Below are 17,229 nucleotides of genomic sequence, written 5' to 3'. Positions count from 1 at the left end.
GCCCTTTGCGTTTACAGCGATGCCTGACCGGGGCTTAGATGCCCAGGCAGAGGTATTTGATTTCCAGGTAATCCTCGATCCCGTACTTGGAGCCTTCACGGCCCAGGCCCGAGGCCTTGATGCCGCCGAACGGCGCCACTTCGTTGGAGATCAACCCGGTGTTGACGCCGACCATGCCGTATTCCAGGGCTTCAGCCACACGGAATACACGGCCCAGGTCGCGGGCATAGAAGTACGAGGCCAGCCCGAACTCGGTGTCGTTGGACATCGCGATCACTTCGGCTTCGTCTTTGAACCGGAACAGCGGCGCCAGTGGGCCAAAGGTTTCTTCCTTGGCCACGGCGGCGTTTTTCGGCACGTCGACTAGGATGGTCGGCTCGAAGAAGTTGCCTTCCATCACCTTGCCACCGGCCAACAACTTGGCGCCTTTGCTCAGGGCATCAGCGATGTGTTCCTGAACCTTGGCCACGGCCTTCTCGTCGATCAGCGGACCCGTGGTGGTGCCGTCTTCCAGACCGTTGCCGATCTTGAGTTTGGCCACGGCCACTTTCAGCTTCTCGGCGAACGCGTCGTACACCGAATCCTGGATGTACAGACGGTTGGCGCAAACGCAGGTCTGGCCGTTGTTGCGGTACTTGGAGATGATCGCGCCTTCGACGGCCTTATCCAGGTCGGCGTCGTCGAACACGATGAACGGCGCGTTGCCGCCCAGCTCCAGGGAGACTTTCTTGATGTCCTTGGCGCACTCGGCCATCAACTGGCGACCGATTTCGGTCGAGCCGGTAAAGGACAATTTACGCACGATAGGGTTGCTGGTCAGCTCACCGCCGATGTCGCCGGCGCTGCCGGTGACCACGCTCAGCACGCCTTTAGGGATACCGGCGCGGTGCGCCAGCTCAACCAGGGCGAGGGCCGAGAACGGGGTTTGCGACGCTGGCTTGATCACCATGGTGCAACCGGCGGCCAGGGCCGGGCCGGCCTTACGGGTGATCATCGCCGCGGGGAAGTTCCACGGCGTGATGGCCGCGGTCACGCCGATTGGCTGCTTGATCACGATCAGGCGCTTGTCGGGCTGGTGGCCGGGGATCACGTCACCGTAGATGCGCTTGGCTTCTTCGGCGAACCACTCGATAAAGGACGCGGCGTAGACGATTTCGCCCTTGGCCTCGGCCAGCGGCTTGCCTTGTTCGAGGGTCATCAAGCGACCGAGGTCGTCCTGGTTTTCGATCAGCAGTTCGAACCAACGGCGCAGCTTGTTGGCGCGCTCCTTGGCGGTAAGTGCACGCCAGGCCGGCAGGGCCTTGTCGGCGGCTTCGATGGCGCGGCGGGTTTCTGCGGCGCCCATCTTTGGCACGGTACCGAGAATTTCGCCCGTGGCCGGGTTGTTGACCTTGATGGTCTGACCATTGTCCGCATCGACCCAAGCACCATCGATAAAGGCTTGCTGGCGGAACAATTGGGCATCTTTAAGCTGCATGTCGGCTTTCCTTAACAGCACCGCGCGCACGCGGAGCGAATTAGAGTTGTTGAAAGGCGCCTTGTGGGCTGCCGTCAGGGAAATCAGCCCCAGCACGCAAGCGTAGAGTCATCGCGCACGGGAGACAGAGCGTTTGAAATCTCAAACGAATCCTAGGATCAATGGGGGTACAGGGCAATAGCCTGTTCGAAAAAAAGAACGAAAACCGTGCAATTGCCGGAACTTTCAGATCAGCGTGATTAGGGCACGTTCCACCGCCTTGACAGACGGCGCCCGACCCAGGGCCTTTGCACAGCCCATTCCTACGCGCAAACGCCCGAAGAGTGGCATGGACGCCCAGGGTCGACATGGGTATGATGTCGCCCGCACAAGCATCCGTAGCTCAGCTGGATAGAGTACTGCCCTCCGAAGGCAGGGGTCGTGGGTTCGAATCCCGCCGGGTGCACCATCTTCTTTCCCTTGTATTACAAGGGGATAGCGCTCCTGACAGAAACCTGTCCTAGTCCTGAAAGTCGTTTTTGCCACAAATTTGCCACACTCAAAAGTGGCGGGAATGGTCGAAATGGCAACAATCAGGAATCGCGGCGAGTATCAGTGGGAAGCGCAAATCCGCCGTAAGGGCTATCCAGCCCAGCGCAAAACCTTCGAAACCAAATCCGATGCCCAAGCCTGGGCGCGCATGATTGAAAGCGAAATCGACCGAGGCATTTTTGTCTCTCGCGTCGAGGCTGAGCGCACCGCCTTTCATCAACTCATTGATCGCTACATATCCGAGATCGCTCCGAAGCACAAAGGCGCCTATTCGGAAATCAAACGCCTGGAAGCGCTCAAGCGCCACCCGCTGGCGACACGCATCGTCGCTACCCTCACCTCCTCCGATTTTGCCCGCTACCGTGATGAACGCCTGAAGATCCGCAAGGGCAACACGGTTAAGCGCGAACTCGCATTGTTTCAGTGTGTGATCGAGGTTGCTCGCCGCGAGTGGGGAATTCATCTTGCCGAGAACCCCGTCAGGATGGTCAGCCGTCCCAGCTACAACGACGAGCGCTCGCGGCGGCTCGACCCAGTTGAAGAGCAATACATCCTCAACGCCCTGGAGCTTCGGGAACGCCGTGCTGACGGCACCTATGCCGACGCCTCACACAATCCATGGATACGGCCCATTGTCCAACTGGCGATTGAGACAGCCATGCGCCGTGGCGAAATTTTCGAGCTGCGCTGGAAGCATGTGAACCTAGATCGCAGGACCGCGCATCTTCCAGCGACCAAGAACGGACTGCCCAGAACCGTCCCGCTTTCACCAAGGGCTATTCAGCTGCTGAAGGACTTGCCGCGCTCGCTGTGCGGTCGCGTCTTCCCCACCACCGCCGACGCTCTCAAGAAGGCCTTTGTGCGAGGCCTGGAGCGAGCGCGGCTGAAATACCTGGGGGATTGTGGGACGGCGCAGGTAACACCTCAGGAGGACTTTCTGATCAATCTACGCTTTCACGATCTGCGGCATGAAGCGACCTGTCGGCTTGCGACCAAGCTGCCGAATTTGATCGAGCTTGCCAGCGTGACGGGCCATCGGGAGGTAAACATGCTGAAGCGTTACTACAACATCACCGCAGAAGAGCTCGCGGCAAAGCTGGCTTGATCAGACCTATGGCTACTTCTCAGTGGTCAGCTTGGAGCTGACCACTGATCTTGCAACGCGCCCGCGCGAACCCAGCATAGGTCTACGAGGCGCTGTTGCCGAGTCAACAATCGCCTCTTGTCGCGGCCCCTTCCTTCAGAAAACCTTTCATCTGTTAAAAAGCTGTCCTAGTGATTGAGCGTCTGATTGGCAAAAGCTGGCCTCACCAGATCAATCGAGCGATAAAGCGATGACAGTAGATTATGAAACCATCCAGAAAATACAGAAGCTTGGCGACGACGTTCTGATTGGCGTGGTTGAAGTTGCGGCGCTGACCGGCTTCAGCGTGCTTACGGTCCGTCAGCGCAAATTGCCGGGGCTTGAGCCTGTGCCGGGACTGTCAAGGTTGAGATGGAGACTGGGTGATCTGAGAACTTGGATGCGCACCGGCAACACCGAGAGTCGAGATTCAGCCACCGTCATCGCACCTTTTTCACATCCGAAACGCACAGGGAGGCCCACAAAGAAAGCACAGGTGGAGGCGCGACAATGACCTACCCGGGCTCGATTCATCTCCTTTGCACCGGGAGCAGTGAGCATGAGTAGACAACGAACCATTCGGGACCAGAATTTTTGGCGCTCCCCACGTTTACTGAATTGCACCACAGAGGACAAAGTTGCTTTGCTGCACCTTTTAACGGCTCCTGACAGCAACATTACGGGCGTATACCCACTTGTTCCACGCATTGCCGGAGCAGAAATTGGATGGACGGCGGATCAGTGGTTGCAGGTCATCCACCGCCTCCAGGATGAAGACCTAGCCAGGTATGACAACGTGAGACTCATCGTTTGGGTAAAAATCTGGTGGGATCACCACTCTGCTACTCAAGTGACTGGGCCAAAACTACGAGCCAGAGCGTTGGAAGAAATTCGCCGTGTCCCAAGCGAGTGGCTAGACGACTTTCTGAATGACTTCAAAGAAAGACTGAGCGACGACCAGCAGGATTTGATAGATGAATCCCTCCGGCCGCGGTCAAAGCGATACGTAGAAGAGGACTCGATATCACACGGATGCCATATCGATACCGTATCAGCCAATGTCATACCTAACACTAAACCTCAACCCAAACTCTCAACCAAAACACCAACGTCTTTGCCCACCTCTTACGAATTGGATATGTCAGGAATCCCTCCTGAACATCGGACGGATGTCCACAGAGCGCTTGTGAAGGCGAAGGTAAGCGGAAAACTCAGACATAGGCCGCAACTCGTAGTCAACGCGATGGCAGAAAATTACCGATCTGCATCAGGTAAGCCGCATAACGCCATGGCCTTAACTCTGTATCTGGCCGAGAATCTGAATGGCGGTAACGAAGTGAGCTAGGTTTGTCTGAAGCCAACTCAAACGGGGAGGATGAATGCCATGGCTAGAAGGAGTCGTACCGCCGTTGAGCGAATAATCCTCCAAGCTCGGATATGGGGGTGGGATATGTCCTGGTCGTTCAGCATGGCCACGCGGTCCGATACAAGAACAATCGGCCACCATTATTCAGAGCATACTGTGATCAAGCTTTACGGCTCCGTTCGATACCCCGAAACATTCAAATACCCGACCCTAGAATGCTACCTATACGTTGATCCACTGCTCCTAAGCGACAAGTCGGTTCCTCTCTGCATCGGCTCCATGCAGGCGACGGGTAGTAGGCTTATCGCATACGTCGCCGTTCACAATGAACGTTTCAACAGCTTGGTCACCGCTGCTAGTCGACTTGTTGCCCTGGAGATAAATGCGGAGCCGTTGAAATATCGCAAAGCTAAGGTGATGGGTATCCACCTAAGCACCGAGCTGGAGTCTGATTGGTGATGTTTTTTTGATCATTGGGGAGCTAGTGTCCGGTGCCCGTTTACTAGCCCTGCCCCGGTATAGAGAAACGTATGTCGAGCCCAAAAATCTTCATTCCTCGTCGAAGTAATCGCTATCCAATTTCGGCAGTTTGAGAAGCCGGGACGTTACCCCAACCTCATGGTCCATCATCAGGTTGACCAAGCGGATGCCGTCCACCAGTACCATGCCTTCCACTGAGCGGGCAAAGTCGATGCCTTGGGCAGTGAAGCCCGAAGTAGTGATAAAGACCCCTCGCTTGGCCTTTTGCCCAGCAAGTGCTCCATAGAACGCTTGCAACTCAGGACGGCCCACAGTGCCTTGCCAGCGCTTTGCTTGGACATAGACTTTTTCCAGTCCGAGCTTATCAAGCGAAATTACCCCGTCAATTCCGCCATCTCCGCTTCCACCAACACGCTGCAAGTCGTTTCGACTAGCCCCGTAGCCAAGGCTGTGCAACACGTCGAGAACAATGACTTCAAAGCGGTTGGGGCTGACTTGTAGCAGGTTATCCAGTAGATCTGCGGCTGTCGCATTGCGTAGCTCACGCTGAGCCTGCTCCAACCGATCGTCTGGGCTCACAGTTGCTGATATCGGTGTTTCTGCGCCGTGATCACGCCCATCTAGCGGGACGGCATCGGAAGCGCTCCTAAGCTTCACGTCCATGAAGCCGATGGCAAGTTGTTCAACCTGATCGGTAGTGAGCGGTGAAGGGTGCTGCTTGGAATAAACAACGCCAGCTTCGGTTAGCTTCCAGTAGCCTCGTTTGGCGCTGGAGGATAATCCTGCGCGTTTGAGACGGTCATGAGCCCATCCTGCACGGTTCTTATAGGTCGCTTGCCCACTCGCAATCAGCTCTTGAAGCTGTGGTTCGGATAAATTCAAAGCCCGAGCCGCAGCTTCATGCGCGTCGCGTGCTGTCGCACCTTCCGGATTAGCCGCTAGGTAACGCAAGATCGGCTCAATGAATTTGTCGTATGTAGGAACGGACATCAGGATTCCTTTCGCAAGATTGTCAGCGTGGGCAAATGTTGTAAGCCGCATGTTATTCGGAGCAATCGGTTACCTCGAGGCCTAATGAGCTTGCTAGCTCTCGCGCTTCTGAATCTACCCGTAAGCGGCTGGCCACTGCTTGCGCTCGCTCCTTCTCTTTGGCCAGATACTCCTGGGTGAAGCACTCAAAAATCTGCTCCTGAGTCAGGCTTGGCGCCGATATCTGACGCTTGAGCCTGTTCAGAATTTTGCGGGCGCTGAGTTGGGCCGCCTCCCGCAGATATGCCCCTGATAGAAGATCGCGAAAAATCCATTCAGAGATCCATCCCTTCGCGAATGCCCAAAACAACAACCGATGGAAGGTATCCCAAGCCATGCGTGAATGGCCACTCAGATAACGTCGCAGTATTCGACCGTCCGCGTCCCTAAAACCATAAATCCCAAGCTCAGTTAGCAATCGCTCCAGCTTGACCTTGGACATGCCCGACTTCAGAGCAATACCAGAGAACAGGTACTCGACCATATCCACAGGGACGCGGACAACGAAATTTTTCCTACCGGTGTCTTCATGACGCGTAATCTCGCGAAAGACGAACTGGAAGGCTTCTGTTGGGTCTATGTCTGGATGAGATAGCTGCATCTAAGTATTCTTTGGCTAATCGGCGCAGCTGTCAAAGGAGCCCCCAACAGGTTAGGCAATACAATTGTCGGCACTGGAGACGCGAAGCCCGCGAAACTTGGAAGCTCACCGAAGTGATATGTCGCACGTGATACTTTGAGTGTCCCCCAAATGAGCCCGGTAAATCATTCGGGCACGGCGTCTGAGGTGATTGGTGCAATCGCTCCACAACGATTCCTATGCGGAAAAAACATAGTGGGGTGAATCCAAAAGACAACTGCTGCCTACTACCGCCCATGCGGAGCCTGGGCAGTAGTAGCCAGCCTGATAATTAACTGATTATGACGTCGTACTACACAATGAAACGTGCGGACTCCGAAATGAAAACGACGAACCGCATGCCGATTTTTCGCGAAAATCGTTCAATACAGAGGAGCTATTTGTCGCTCACGAACGCTGGCGGGGCAATGCGCTGTCGGCGACGGCTAGGATCGACAGAGCCAAGCAAAATCACCTTGATGCGCTGGGCGGAAATCTCGAGCTCTTCAGGGGAGGCTTTTCGGATGGCACAAATCAAGCGTTCACGATTGGAGCGTTTCAAAAGCATAATCTCGGCGAAGCTACTTTCGCCGTCACTGGATTGTTCCATAACAACCTCCAAGGCATCTTGAGATGCATCACCAGATAACTAAACGGCAGCGCCAAATAGCTCTCTCAGATTCGTCACTTTAGCTTTTGTGCTTCCGCATCACCACAAGCGTCGAAAAATCGTCTCACGCTTATCAGCCTCAAGTACACACACACGCTGCTTTCTCCTTACTCTGCAGCAGAAAGCCACTCAAGGCTTATGAGTCCCAACCGTCGCTCTACCGTCTTTCACGCCGTCCAATCGTCCCATCCTCAGCTGCCTATAAGTTACGCATTTTTCGCCCATGTAATCGTCTTGAATTCGTCTTTTTTTCGTACCCCATAGCGCCCTCCTAAATACCAACGCCTCTTGCCCCCCGCTGTAAGCGGATAGTGCAAAAAATAATCTAAATTCTGAGAGGAAAGGCTAGGACAAGGTAGGGTTTGCTATACCGCCAGTACCTGGCGCCCCACAACCGGCGCGCACCAGTCGTTCCACTCCCTCTGCTTTGCCTACCTTCCCAGCTCAGGGCAAGCCCCGAGACCCCAACACCTGAAAAAGGAAAGCTCATGAGCCTTAGCGAACAACGTCGACGCACAGGATGGCTGCCGGTAATTCGTTGTTTGGAGGAAAGAAGAAGCACAACTATAGCGAGAAAGCCTACGACAGCGGAATAAGTATTGGTCAGTTCGTGCTGGCCGCCATTGAAACGACATACCAGAAAAAAATTCACTTTCACGTAATCAACACGTTGCGGCGCCAAGGAGACCTTCTAGAAGATTTTTCCCAGAGTGCGACGGCGAACTTTAAAGGAGTACGAAAATATCTTGGTTGATATAGCCGAGGCGGTTATTCGCACGCGCTAAGGCTTTGATCGATAACCGCGTGCTGTTACTGAGCATATGCGTCTCCGCCCTGCAGATCTGTAATCAATCTTGTGCCTGTGCAACTGTGCAGGACCGGAAGCCTCTTTTTTGATTCAGTTACCCAATGTGTTGATCGGGAGAGCCAGAGAGCAGCAAGGGTAGCTAGCCTCTACGTAGTACTTTCAACTTCTGCAAAGATGCCCGTTCCAAAGCCGAACGCGCCAATGTTCCTCTACGCCCCTGGGCCCAAGGCAACTTAGTATGCGCACTGATCAAACACTGACCATAACCCGATCCAGAAACTAAAACGCCTAACAACTAACGCCATCGAAACGCACTTACTAAAACTCTAATCTTACACGGCTACTCAACAGAGATTTTCTTGGGCTGACGTACACGCCGGCCGCAAATAATATAGTCGCTAAAAAATAGCACTATATCAAATATACGGCCACACTTAAAACCAATAAAATACTAAATGCATTATTAACTAGCACCGCGACATTAATATTCATAAACAACATCGTAAGAACTGCGCCGCAATTATCGCCAACGAAGAAAAAATTAATTAGCCCGAGCTTTCACCATAACAAAAAGCGCCACACCTTACGTCAACTATAAACTACAAAAAACAAGAAACCCATTTATTATCTTGATCCGAATAAGCTGACCCGTTAGAATATTCCATTTTTAATGAGCGCTTGCTGCCAAAAATAAGCGTTGAGCTCTTAATGAGTTTAGCGGGCGGTAACTGGAAAACTAGCTACATTTTATCTACGGAACAAATAAATCATGACTCTTGACGCCCGAGAAATTTCCTGGTACGCATCTAAAATTAATGAATTAACTTCAGTTGCTGGGGTGATCGCCGATACCGAGACAAGAGTAATTACCTATCCGCACAATCTAAAATCAGATGAATCCTTAGCCAAATCCTTTGAGCCAGAAGAGCTTGTACACGCACTCGCAATTAATCTGTTAGTCAGCAACGGTGAGTACACAATTGAAAAAATGTACCATGAACAGTACTTTGCACACGGCAGCAGCGGATCGCTGGCAGATGAAGTAGATCTCATCATCTACGATGAGGACGACCTTCCATATGCTGTTTGGGAGTTCAAGTCATGGGAAAAATTTAAAAGCAATGAACAAACAGCAATAAAATATCAGCTCTTCGGAACAGCTCCATTAATAGGAGCACCGAAACTTCTGGTCTATGCAAGTATTCAGCCACAGGGGGAAACTCCTGTAATCAGCTTGAAATGCATTGACTACACAAAGCACAAATCATACGAGAGCTGGCTTGCAGAGGGCTGCCCACATGCAACAGTTTTCCCTAAAGGGTATCAAGATTTAAATTTTATTCCCTACGTACTCGGAAGCAGTAAGGACCTAAAATCGGATACTACTCAAGCCGACTTTAGAGCTGTGGCCAACGGCTTTCACAATGAATTTTTTGGCGAGCATGCTGACAATGCCCTCTTCATAAATTTAGTAAAATGCCTACTCGCAAAGATCTATGATGAGCGGACTACAAAGAGCGGATGCGAATACCAATTTCAGATAAAATATAAAAATGGCAACCCTCAACCGTCTGGCGAAATATTCGATATAGTAAATAAGCTATATGCGGAAGCCTACAGCCGATACATAGAAAAAAGTGTAGTGCCTGACGAAATCGACCCAAAAGAGTTCTCTAAGGAAAAAGTTAAATCTGTTGTTTTAGCCTTGGAATCGCTGTCCTTAACAAAAGGTGCAGCTCTTCACGGAGACATCATAGGCGCTTTCTTTGAAGAAATTCTCAGAGTAGGCTTCAAGCAAGACAAAGGGATGTATTTTACCCATTCCAACCTTGTGAAATTTATAATTGAAGCTATTGACGTAGACGGCTTGACTAAAAAAATATGGTCCCAGGCAAATCACCCAGAAAATAGATTACCCTACGTCATCGATCCGGCTAGTGGGTCCGGGGCATTTCTTTTACAAGCAATGAACTGCATTACGTCTGCAATCAAACGCAACGAAAAACAATATGTTTCCGACTTTGAAGAAAAACAGTTTTACTCTGCCAGAATGAGTGATGAAACGCCAAATTACTGGGCAGAGAATTTTGTCTATGGCTTTGATCCTAAATTCATAATGGCAATAACTGCAAAAGTCAACATGGTTTTGCATGGAGATGGATCTGCGCATATGTTTAAATACGATGCGTTTAAGCCATTCACATCTTATAACGACTCGAAGCTCAGGGTCGCAGGAGATCAGGCGCGAAGTCTTACTCGAAGTCATTATCCACAAGATCTTTGTGAGACATTCGATATAGTTTTGTCAAACCCACCTTTTGGGGTGACTCTATCCAACGACACAAAGCGCACATTAAAAACCACTTTCAGTTTACCTGAGACACTGCCGTCTGAAGCTTTATTCATAGAAAGGGCTTTTCAGCTACTCAAGCCAGGTGGAAGATTAGGTGTGGTACTTCCAGAGTCTATATTTAATGCTATAGACCTAACCCCCGTAAGAATATTTCTGTACCGCATGTTTAAAATTAAGGCAATCGTATCATTACCACGAAATGTATTTATTGATACACCAACATTAACAAGCTTACTATTTGCTGAGAAGAAGCTTTCTTCCGAAATTTCTGCTTGGGACGAAGAATGGCAAAAACATTCTCTGGAGGCTCAAGAAAAAATCAGGATTGCGAAAAATCTCTTACAGAAAGCTGAGCTCCTGAAACTTTCCAACCCAACTGAATTGCAAAACAAAATCATTGACACATTAAGCGAGCTCATTGAATCAAACGACTGGGTTTACAAAAAAGGGAAAAACGCCGAAGTTTTGCCCCTCAGCATAAACGCCGCTGAAATAAGTTTAGATGATGCAGCAAATCACTACAAAAACTTTCTCAGCTCCACCGGACTTTCCAAATATATAGATAGGTATGCCTTTAAAAAGACAATCATAAGTCACGACGTATCATACCACTCTTATATGGTGAGCGAAGTCGGATATAAACTTAGTAAACGAAAAGAAAAAGCCAAGCCAAACCAACTCGCTTGCTTTAAAGATAGTACCGGGAAAATAGTTCAGAACCTGCATCTATGCGAGGACAACTACGAAGTACATTACAATATTACAGAACCGGTTACAGTTTTAGACTACATTAAGCGTGATGTACGGTGGAGCATCTAATGTTCGAAAAAACCAGCTTTCCAACTGCTATAAAGACGAGCCTTAGCAAAATATCAGAGTCGCACGCACTCCGTTGTGACAGCAAACAATTCGAATCTCGATTCTTAATGCTAGACGATTTGTTATCAAAAGGTCCTACTTGTTATCTAAGTCAGTTTCTCCCCGACCCTCTGGTGAAAGGAGTACAACATATTTACTTAGAGGAGGGGGAAGGTATACCTGTAGTCAACACTCTAAGCATTCAAAAAATGAGCATCAATATTAACGACTGCAGATATATAAGTGACGAGGCATTTTCTGCATTAACACCAACGAGGAAACTCATTAAAAATGACGTTCTACTCACAATGGACGGAGGAACCTCAATAGGTAAACCAGTTCTATTCGACCTAGTCGGTGACTATTCTGTAGATAGCCATGTAGCTATTTTGCGACCGAAAGGTATTTCTCCAAAAGCTCTAGTATATCTGCTCGCCTCACCCTTAGGGCAGTTACAGTTTCAACGATTTGAATCTGGCGCTTCGGGACAAACAGCGGTTACTGAAGAGGATCTTCGACGGTTCAAATTTCCACTATCATCCTTGCAGCGTCTTGAAGAAGAAGTTTCGACGCTCGATACAGAAAGAGTTCGGATACAGATTGCGCGTGACAAGTTAGATCGTGATGAAAAAGAACTTTGGGAGAACTTCACACTGAAGGTATTGCGGTAGCGGATTGCGCAGCCAGCTTATCAACTTAAACGGCCATGAAATCTGCCACAATTTTGCCACACCCGCCCCGCTAAGCGGGGCGAAATCCCGCTAACGCTAGCCTACACAAGTCGTTGATTTACCAGCTAATCCCCGCTAACGTATTGATTCTAAACGTCGACTTTTAGGACTCCGAAGGCAGGGGTCGTGGGTTCGAATCCCGCCGGGGCACCATATAGCAGTCTTGGGCTGTCTCAGACAGTCTACGACCCCCCCCCAAGAAGCCCGCCCCGTGCGGGCTTTGTTGTTTCACAGACCTCAGCCTCTCCTTTGAAAAGCCTAAGCCACAGCCCATTTGAAACGAGGGTGCTACCCCGCTCGGGGATGCTGATCACATTCTCAATATCGCCACCGAAGCGCTTTAAGAGCAGTCCGTTACGAACCTCTCCGGCATATCATCACGACGCCCCCACTCCCCCGATCGAACGCCTGATAAAGCTGGAAGCGGGCTGTATGCGCGTCCTTTTCGGGTAAAGGCGTGAATCAGGGGCCGTCCACACGGCCCCCCAAACCAGTCAGCGATAAACCGGATAACGCCGGCACAGTGCGACAACCTGTTCGCGCACGTGGTGGCCGACCTTGTCACTGTCGCCATATTCCAGGGCGTCGAGTACGTCGCACAACCACCCTGCCACTTGCTCGCAGGCCTCGACCCCGAAGCCCCGCGTCGTCACCGCCGGGCTGCCGATGCGCAGGCCGGAGGTCACGAAGGGTGAGCGTGGGTCATTCGGCACCGAGTTTTTATTCGCGGTGATGTAGGCGCTGCTCAATGCCGCATCGGCGTCCTTGCCGGTGTAGGGCTTGTCGGACAGATCGATCAGCATCATGTGGTTGTCGGTTCCGCCCGAGACGATCTTGTAGCCGCGTTTTTGCAGCACAGCGGCCATGGCGCGGGCGTTGATCACCACTTGGGTCTGGTAGACGCGGAACTCGGGCGTCAGCGCTTCCTTGAACGCCACGGCCTTGGCTGCAATTTGGTGCATAAGCGGGCCGCCCTGCACGCCGGGAAACACTGCCGAATCGAGTTTCTTGTAGAAGGCTTCGTCCTGGCCTTTCGACAGAATCAAACCGCCCCGTGGGCCGCGCAGGGTTTTGTGCGTGGTGCTGGTGACCACATGCGCATGGGGCAGCGGGTCCGGGTATTCGCCGGCGGCGACCAGCCCGGCGACGTGGGCCATGTCGACCCAGAATATGGCGCCGACCTTGTCGGCGATGGTGCGCATGCGTGCCCAGTCCTTGTAGCGCGAGTACGCCGAGAAGCCGCCGATCAACATTTTCGGGCGCGTCTGCAGGGCTATTCGTTCCATCTCGTCGTAGTCGAGAAACCCGGTTTTCGGGTCCAGCCCGTAGGGCACGATCTTGTAATGCCGGCCCGAAAAGTTCGCCGGGTTACCGTGGGTCAGGTGGCCGCCCTGGGCCAGGTTCATGCCCATCACCGTGTCACCGGGGTTGATCAATGCGAGGAACACCGCCGCGTTGGCCTGCGCACCCGCGTGAGGTTGCACGTTGGCGTAGTCGCAGTTGAACAGGGTCTTGACCCGCTCAATCGCCAGCCGCTCGGCGACATCAACGTATTCACAACCACTGTAGTAGCGCTTGCCGGGATAGCCCTCGGCGTACTTGTTGGTGAGTACCGTGCTCTGGGTCTGCATGACCAGCGGGCTGGCGTAGTTCTCCGACGCGATAAGCTCAATGTGGTCTTCCTGGCGATGCGCTTCGTTATGAATCGCCTCACGCAGTTCAGGGTCGAAAGCATCCAGGGTGAGCGTTGAGTCGTACATGGTGGGGGCGTCCTTGGTTAACAAATTCAAACAGCGGGCGACAGCAGGCGAATGACACGTGCGGCGATCTCGTCGATCTGTGCGTCATCGCAGATCAGTGCGGGCAACAGGCGCACGGTGGTGCCACGGGTGACGGTGATCAGCAGGCGTTGTTCTTCACGGGCGCGGTCGACCAGCTCGCCGCACGGGCGGTTGAGTTCGACGCCGACCATCAAGCCGATACCACGAATGGCCACCACCTCGGGATGGTTACCCAGCGCCAGCTTGAGCGCGGCCAGCAGGCGTCGGCCGCTGGCGGCGGCGCGTTGTGGCAGGTGCTCACGCTGCATGATGTCCAGCACCGTGCACCCCACACGGCAGGCCAGCGGGTTACCGCCAAACGTGGACGCATGATGACCGGGAGAAAACAGCTCGGCGGCCTTGCCCCGCGCCAGGCATCCGCCTATCGGGTAGCCGTTGCCAAGCGCCTTGGCCAGGGTGATGACATCCGGCTCGATGCCCGCGTGTTGAAAGCCAAACCAGGCGCCGGTGCGGCCCATGCCGGTTTGCACTTCATCAATCATCATCAACCAGTCGTGTTCATCGCACAGGGCGCGCACCCCTTGCAGGTAGCCCGCGAACGCCGCATGCACCCCACCCTCACCCTGCACCGGCTCGACCAGCACTGCAACGATGTTGGGTGACCGCGCCGCGACCGCCCGAATCGCCTCAATGTCGTTGTACGGCACGCGCACAAAGCCGGGCATCAACGGTTCGAAACCGACGTGCACCGCCGGGTTGCCGGTGGCCGCCAGCGTGGCGAGGGTGCGCCCGTGGAAGCTGTTGTCCATCACCAGCACCTGCGGCTGGGCCACGCCTCGAGCATGGGCGTGCAGCCGCGCCAGTTTCAGTGCGGCTTCATTGGCCTCGGCGCCGGAGTTGCAGAAAAACGCGCGCTCCATGCCGGACAACAGGCACAACCGCTCGCCTAGTTGCTCCTGCCACGGGATGCGAAACATGTTGGTGGTGTGCAGCAACTGCGTGGACTGCTCGGCGATGGCGGCGGCAATTTCCGGGTTGGCGTGCCCCAGGCTTGTCACGGCCACGCCGGCGATGGCATCCAGGTATTCAACGCCGTCGGTATCCCACAGGCGAGCGCCCAGGCCTCGGCTGAACGAGACCGGCTGACGGGACGAGGTGTGCATCAGGTAAGCGGATGCTGCGGACATTGCAGGCCTCCTATAGAGATCAATCAACGTTAAGGGGCGAGCGCCGGCAACTCGTCGCCGTTGCGCGGTCTGGCGTCGGCCGTAGGCCAGTAATAGGCATCTGGCATGGCGCGGGCACCGAAGATGGCTTGGCCGACGCGTACCACGGTTGCCCCCTCTTCAATGGCAATTTCAAAGTCGCCCGACATGCCCATCGACAACGCCTGCAGCGACACGCCCTCGGGCACCTGCGCGAGCAAGCGGTCGCGCAATTCACGCAAGCGCACGAAGCAGGGGCGCACCCGCGCAACGTCGGCGCAAAACAGCGCCAGGGTCATCAGCCCGCGAACCCGCAGCGCCGGGAATGCCGGCAGGGCCGCGATGAACGCCGCCACATCCTCGGGAGCCAGGCCGTACTTGCTGGCTTCGCCCGAGGTGTTGACCTGCACGAACACATCCATCTGCCGACCTTCGAGCTGCAGGCGATGGTTCAGCACTTCGGCCACGCGCAGGCTGTCGAGCGCCTGGAATTCGCTGGCAAAACGCGCAACCTGCTTGGCCTTGTTGGTTTGCAGGTGGCCGATGACTGACCATTGCAGGTCGTGCAGGTCGCTCATGGCTTGCGCCTTGCGCTGGGCCTCCTGCACCTTGTTTTCGCCGAGCTGGCGGCAACCGGCGGCATAGGCCAGGCGCAGATGGGCTTCGTCGAAGGTCTTGCTGACCGGCAGCAACCGCACGGTGGCCGGGTCACGCCCGACGCGATGGCAGGCATCAATGATGCGTTGCTGCACAGCGGCAAGATTGCGACGAAAGTCCTCGACGCTGACCGCCTGCGGATAGCGACCGTGGTCGGCGTGGAGCGTGGTGAGGTGTTCGGCTTGCCCAGTCATCAGCGGGTCGCTCCCTTGGTGGTCACCGCAGTGGTTTTTTCACGATGTGGCAGTTGCCCATTGAGTACCGCATACGCCGCGAGGCCGATGAGCAAGCCCCAGAACGCGCCGCCAATGCCAAGCAAGGTGATGTTGGCGGCGCACGCCAGAAAGGTGATCAACGAGGCTTCACGGGATTTGACGTCCGCCATGGCATTGGCCAGGCTGCCGCCGATGGTGCCGAGCAGCGCCAGCCCGGCCAGGGTGGTAATGAACGTCGCCGGAAAGGCCATGAACACCGCCGCCAGGGTTACGCCAAAAATCCCCACCAGGATGTAGAACACCCCTGCCGCTACCCCGGCGATCCAGCGTTTGGAAGGGTCTTCGGACGCTTCCTTGCCGGTGCAGATCGCCGCCGTGATTGCCGCGATATTGAACGCATGGGAGCCGAACGGCGCCATCAGCAGCGAACCCAGCCCGGTCACGCTGAGAATCGGGTTGGCGCTGGTCTTGAAGCCGTCATTGCGCAGCACCAGCATGCCCGGCATGTACTGCCCTGTGAGGGTGATCAGAAACAGCGGCAACGCCACGCTCAGCAACGCATTGAGCGAGAACTCGGGCCGCGTGAATACCGGTGTGGCGAACGCCAGCGCCAGCCCGGAAAATTCCACCCGCCCCTGCATCAGCAAAAAACCCAGCCCCAGCACCAGAATGCCGACCACCGCGTAGCGTGCGCTCAAGCGCTTGAACAAGATGTAGGCGCCGATCAACAGCCCCACCAACAGCGGGTCGACCGTCATGCTCGCGAATGCGCCGATGCCGAACTGCAAGAGAATGCCGCCCAGCAGGCCCGCCGCAACGCCAGGCGGGATAAGGCGCACAGCCCTTTCAAAATAGCCGGATACCCCCAGCAGCACGAACGCCGCCGCTGAGATCAAATACGCACCAATCGCCTCGGCGTAGGGCGTGGTCGCCAGGGCAACGATCAAGAACGCCGCCGCCGGGGTCGACCAGGCGGTGATGATCGGCTCGCGGCTCACCCAACTGAGGAACAGCCCGGTCACACCGACGCCAATCGACACCGACCAGACCCACGACGCCGTCAGCTCAGGGCTGAGGCCGGCCACCTTGGCGGCCTGGAACACCAGAATGAAGGTGCCGCCGTAATTGACGATCACCGAGATCAGCCCGGCAACCACCGGGTGCAGCACATCCCGCAGACGCAGGGACGACTGGGATTGAGTAGAGGGCATAAGTCTTGGCTCCTTGCTGGACAATGGATCAGGCCGTGGCCAGGCGGCCATTTATAGCCGTTGAATGGTGGGGTTCGCCCCTACGCTTGCGCGCGGCAGACCAGACCACTTTTTC

Annotated in this window: 14 protein-coding genes and 1 tRNA gene; 7 read left to right on the top strand and 8 right to left on the bottom strand. The window is 54.4% G+C overall.

Going from position 1 to position 17,229, the window contains the following annotated elements:
• Window positions 1-34: 34 nt before the first annotated feature.
• A complete protein-coding gene (gene gabD / locus PSH59_RS01070) occupies window positions 35-1,477 on the bottom strand; it encodes an NADP-dependent succinate-semialdehyde dehydrogenase (RefSeq protein ID WP_122513108.1) in 1,443 nt (480 codons plus the stop codon).
• A 371-nt stretch (window positions 1,478-1,848) separates the two neighbouring features.
• Between gabD and PSH59_RS01065 the strand changes: the two genes are divergently transcribed.
• The 4 genes from PSH59_RS01065 to PSH59_RS01050 all read left to right on the top strand — a co-directional run bounded on the left by PSH59_RS01065 (window position 1,849) and on the right by PSH59_RS01050 (window position 4,476).
• A tRNA-Arg gene (locus PSH59_RS01065) sits at window positions 1,849-1,925 on the top strand.
• 105 nt (window positions 1,926-2,030) lie between these two features.
• Window positions 2,031-3,113 (top strand): site-specific integrase, encoded by a 1,083-nt coding sequence (locus PSH59_RS01060; protein WP_305394094.1) that lies wholly within the window; start codon window positions 2,031-2,033, stop codon window positions 3,111-3,113.
• A 229-nt stretch (window positions 3,114-3,342) separates the two neighbouring features.
• Complete coding sequence (locus PSH59_RS01055) at window positions 3,343-3,645, top strand: hypothetical protein (RefSeq protein WP_122774964.1); 303 nt, start codon at window positions 3,343-3,345, stop codon at window positions 3,643-3,645.
• Window positions 3,646-3,690: 45 nt separating this feature from the next.
• Window positions 3,691-4,476, top strand: a complete 786-nt coding sequence (locus PSH59_RS01050) for a hypothetical protein (protein WP_305394093.1) — start codon at window positions 3,691-3,693, stop codon at window positions 4,474-4,476.
• A 570-nt stretch (window positions 4,477-5,046) separates the two neighbouring features.
• On the opposite strand, the gene PSH59_RS01045 is transcribed toward PSH59_RS01050, so the two are convergent.
• The 3 genes from PSH59_RS01045 to PSH59_RS01035 form a co-directional block, all read right to left on the bottom strand.
• Entirely contained in the window at window positions 5,047-5,967 is a 921-nt protein-coding gene (locus PSH59_RS01045; RefSeq protein ID WP_305394092.1) for a restriction endonuclease, read from the bottom strand.
• Between the two features lie 52 nt (window positions 5,968-6,019).
• Complete coding sequence (locus PSH59_RS01040; RefSeq protein WP_305394091.1) at window positions 6,020-6,607, bottom strand: hypothetical protein; 588 nt, start codon at window positions 6,605-6,607, stop codon at window positions 6,020-6,022.
• 415 nt (window positions 6,608-7,022) lie between these two features.
• Window positions 7,023-7,235, bottom strand: a complete 213-nt coding sequence (locus PSH59_RS01035) for a hypothetical protein (protein ID WP_169367969.1) — start codon at window positions 7,233-7,235, stop codon at window positions 7,023-7,025.
• A 580-nt stretch (window positions 7,236-7,815) separates the two neighbouring features.
• Here PSH59_RS01035 and PSH59_RS01030 point away from each other — a divergent pair.
• The 3 genes from PSH59_RS01030 to PSH59_RS01020 all read left to right on the top strand — a co-directional run bounded on the left by PSH59_RS01030 (window position 7,816) and on the right by PSH59_RS01020 (window position 11,985).
• Window positions 7,816-8,049 (top strand): hypothetical protein, encoded by a 234-nt coding sequence (locus tag PSH59_RS01030; RefSeq protein WP_305394090.1) that lies wholly within the window; start codon window positions 7,816-7,818, stop codon window positions 8,047-8,049.
• Between the two features lie 823 nt (window positions 8,050-8,872).
• Window positions 8,873-11,275, top strand: coding sequence for a class I SAM-dependent DNA methyltransferase (locus PSH59_RS01025; RefSeq protein WP_305394089.1), 2,403 nt, complete (start codon window positions 8,873-8,875; stop codon window positions 11,273-11,275).
• Window positions 11,275-11,985: a hypothetical protein gene (locus PSH59_RS01020; protein ID WP_305394088.1), complete on the top strand. Its 711-nt coding sequence runs from the start codon at window positions 11,275-11,277 to the stop codon at window positions 11,983-11,985. Before PSH59_RS01025 ends, PSH59_RS01020 begins: the two co-directional genes overlap by 1 nt.
• Window positions 11,986-12,539: 554 nt before the next feature.
• Here the strand turns inward: PSH59_RS01020 and glyA are convergent.
• The 4 genes from glyA to PSH59_RS01000 are packed head-to-tail and all read right to left on the bottom strand — an operon-like array spanning window position 12,540 to window position 17,114.
• Window positions 12,540-13,805 (bottom strand): serine hydroxymethyltransferase, encoded by a 1,266-nt coding sequence (gene glyA / locus PSH59_RS01015; RefSeq protein WP_305394087.1) that lies wholly within the window; start codon window positions 13,803-13,805, stop codon window positions 12,540-12,542.
• A gap of 26 nt (window positions 13,806-13,831) precedes the next feature.
• A complete protein-coding gene (locus PSH59_RS01010) occupies window positions 13,832-15,013 on the bottom strand; it encodes an aspartate aminotransferase family protein (protein WP_305394086.1) in 1,182 nt (393 codons plus the stop codon).
• Between the two features lie 29 nt (window positions 15,014-15,042).
• On the bottom strand, window positions 15,043-15,882 hold the full coding sequence (locus tag PSH59_RS01005; RefSeq protein ID WP_248082935.1) for a YggS family pyridoxal phosphate-dependent enzyme: 840 nt from the start codon (window positions 15,880-15,882) through the stop codon (window positions 15,043-15,045).
• Window positions 15,882-17,114, bottom strand: a complete 1,233-nt coding sequence (locus PSH59_RS01000) for a benzoate/H(+) symporter BenE family transporter (protein ID WP_305394085.1) — start codon at window positions 17,112-17,114, stop codon at window positions 15,882-15,884. Before PSH59_RS01000 ends, PSH59_RS01005 begins: the two co-directional genes overlap by 1 nt.
• Between the last annotated feature and the right edge of the window lie 115 nt (window positions 17,115-17,229).

Origin of the sequence: Pseudomonas sp. FP2309 (assembly GCF_030687575.1) — a bacterium.
Lineage (GTDB): Bacteria > Pseudomonadota > Gammaproteobacteria > Pseudomonadales > Pseudomonadaceae > Aquipseudomonas.
Note: the sequence above shows the minus strand (reverse complement) of the source record. Positions and strands in the feature narration are given on the sequence as shown.

What these genes read in the sequence shown, in the direction of transcription:
- PSH59_RS01040 (WP_305394091.1), bottom strand. Translation starts at nt 6,607, where the DNA reads ATGCAGCTATCTCATCCAGACATAGACCCAACAGAAGCCTTCCAGTTC.
- PSH59_RS01010 (WP_305394086.1), bottom strand. Translation starts at nt 15,013, where the DNA reads ATGTCCGCAGCATCCGCTTACCTGATGCACACCTCGTCCCGTCAGCCG.
- glyA (WP_305394087.1), bottom strand. Translation starts at nt 13,805, where the DNA reads ATGTACGACTCAACGCTCACCCTGGATGCTTTCGACCCTGAACTGCGT.
- PSH59_RS01020 (WP_305394088.1), top strand. Translation starts at nt 11,275, where the DNA reads ATGTTCGAAAAAACCAGCTTTCCAACTGCTATAAAGACGAGCCTTAGC.
- PSH59_RS01000 (WP_305394085.1), bottom strand. Translation starts at nt 17,114, where the DNA reads ATGCCCTCTACTCAATCCCAGTCGTCCCTGCGTCTGCGGGATGTGCTG.
- PSH59_RS01005 (WP_248082935.1), bottom strand. Translation starts at nt 15,882, where the DNA reads ATGACTGGGCAAGCCGAACACCTCACCACGCTCCACGCCGACCACGGT.
- gabD (WP_122513108.1), bottom strand. Translation starts at nt 1,477, where the DNA reads ATGCAGCTTAAAGATGCCCAATTGTTCCGCCAGCAAGCCTTTATCGAT.
- PSH59_RS01025 (WP_305394089.1), top strand. Translation starts at nt 8,873, where the DNA reads ATGACTCTTGACGCCCGAGAAATTTCCTGGTACGCATCTAAAATTAAT.
- PSH59_RS01050 (WP_305394093.1), top strand. Translation starts at nt 3,691, where the DNA reads ATGAGTAGACAACGAACCATTCGGGACCAGAATTTTTGGCGCTCCCCA.
- PSH59_RS01055 (WP_122774964.1), top strand. Translation starts at nt 3,343, where the DNA reads ATGACAGTAGATTATGAAACCATCCAGAAAATACAGAAGCTTGGCGAC.
- PSH59_RS01060 (WP_305394094.1), top strand. Translation starts at nt 2,031, where the DNA reads ATGGTCGAAATGGCAACAATCAGGAATCGCGGCGAGTATCAGTGGGAA.
- PSH59_RS01030 (WP_305394090.1), top strand. Translation starts at nt 7,816, where the DNA reads ATGGCTGCCGGTAATTCGTTGTTTGGAGGAAAGAAGAAGCACAACTAT.
- PSH59_RS01045 (WP_305394092.1), bottom strand. Translation starts at nt 5,967, where the DNA reads ATGTCCGTTCCTACATACGACAAATTCATTGAGCCGATCTTGCGTTAC.
- PSH59_RS01035 (WP_169367969.1), bottom strand. Translation starts at nt 7,235, where the DNA reads ATGGAACAATCCAGTGACGGCGAAAGTAGCTTCGCCGAGATTATGCTT.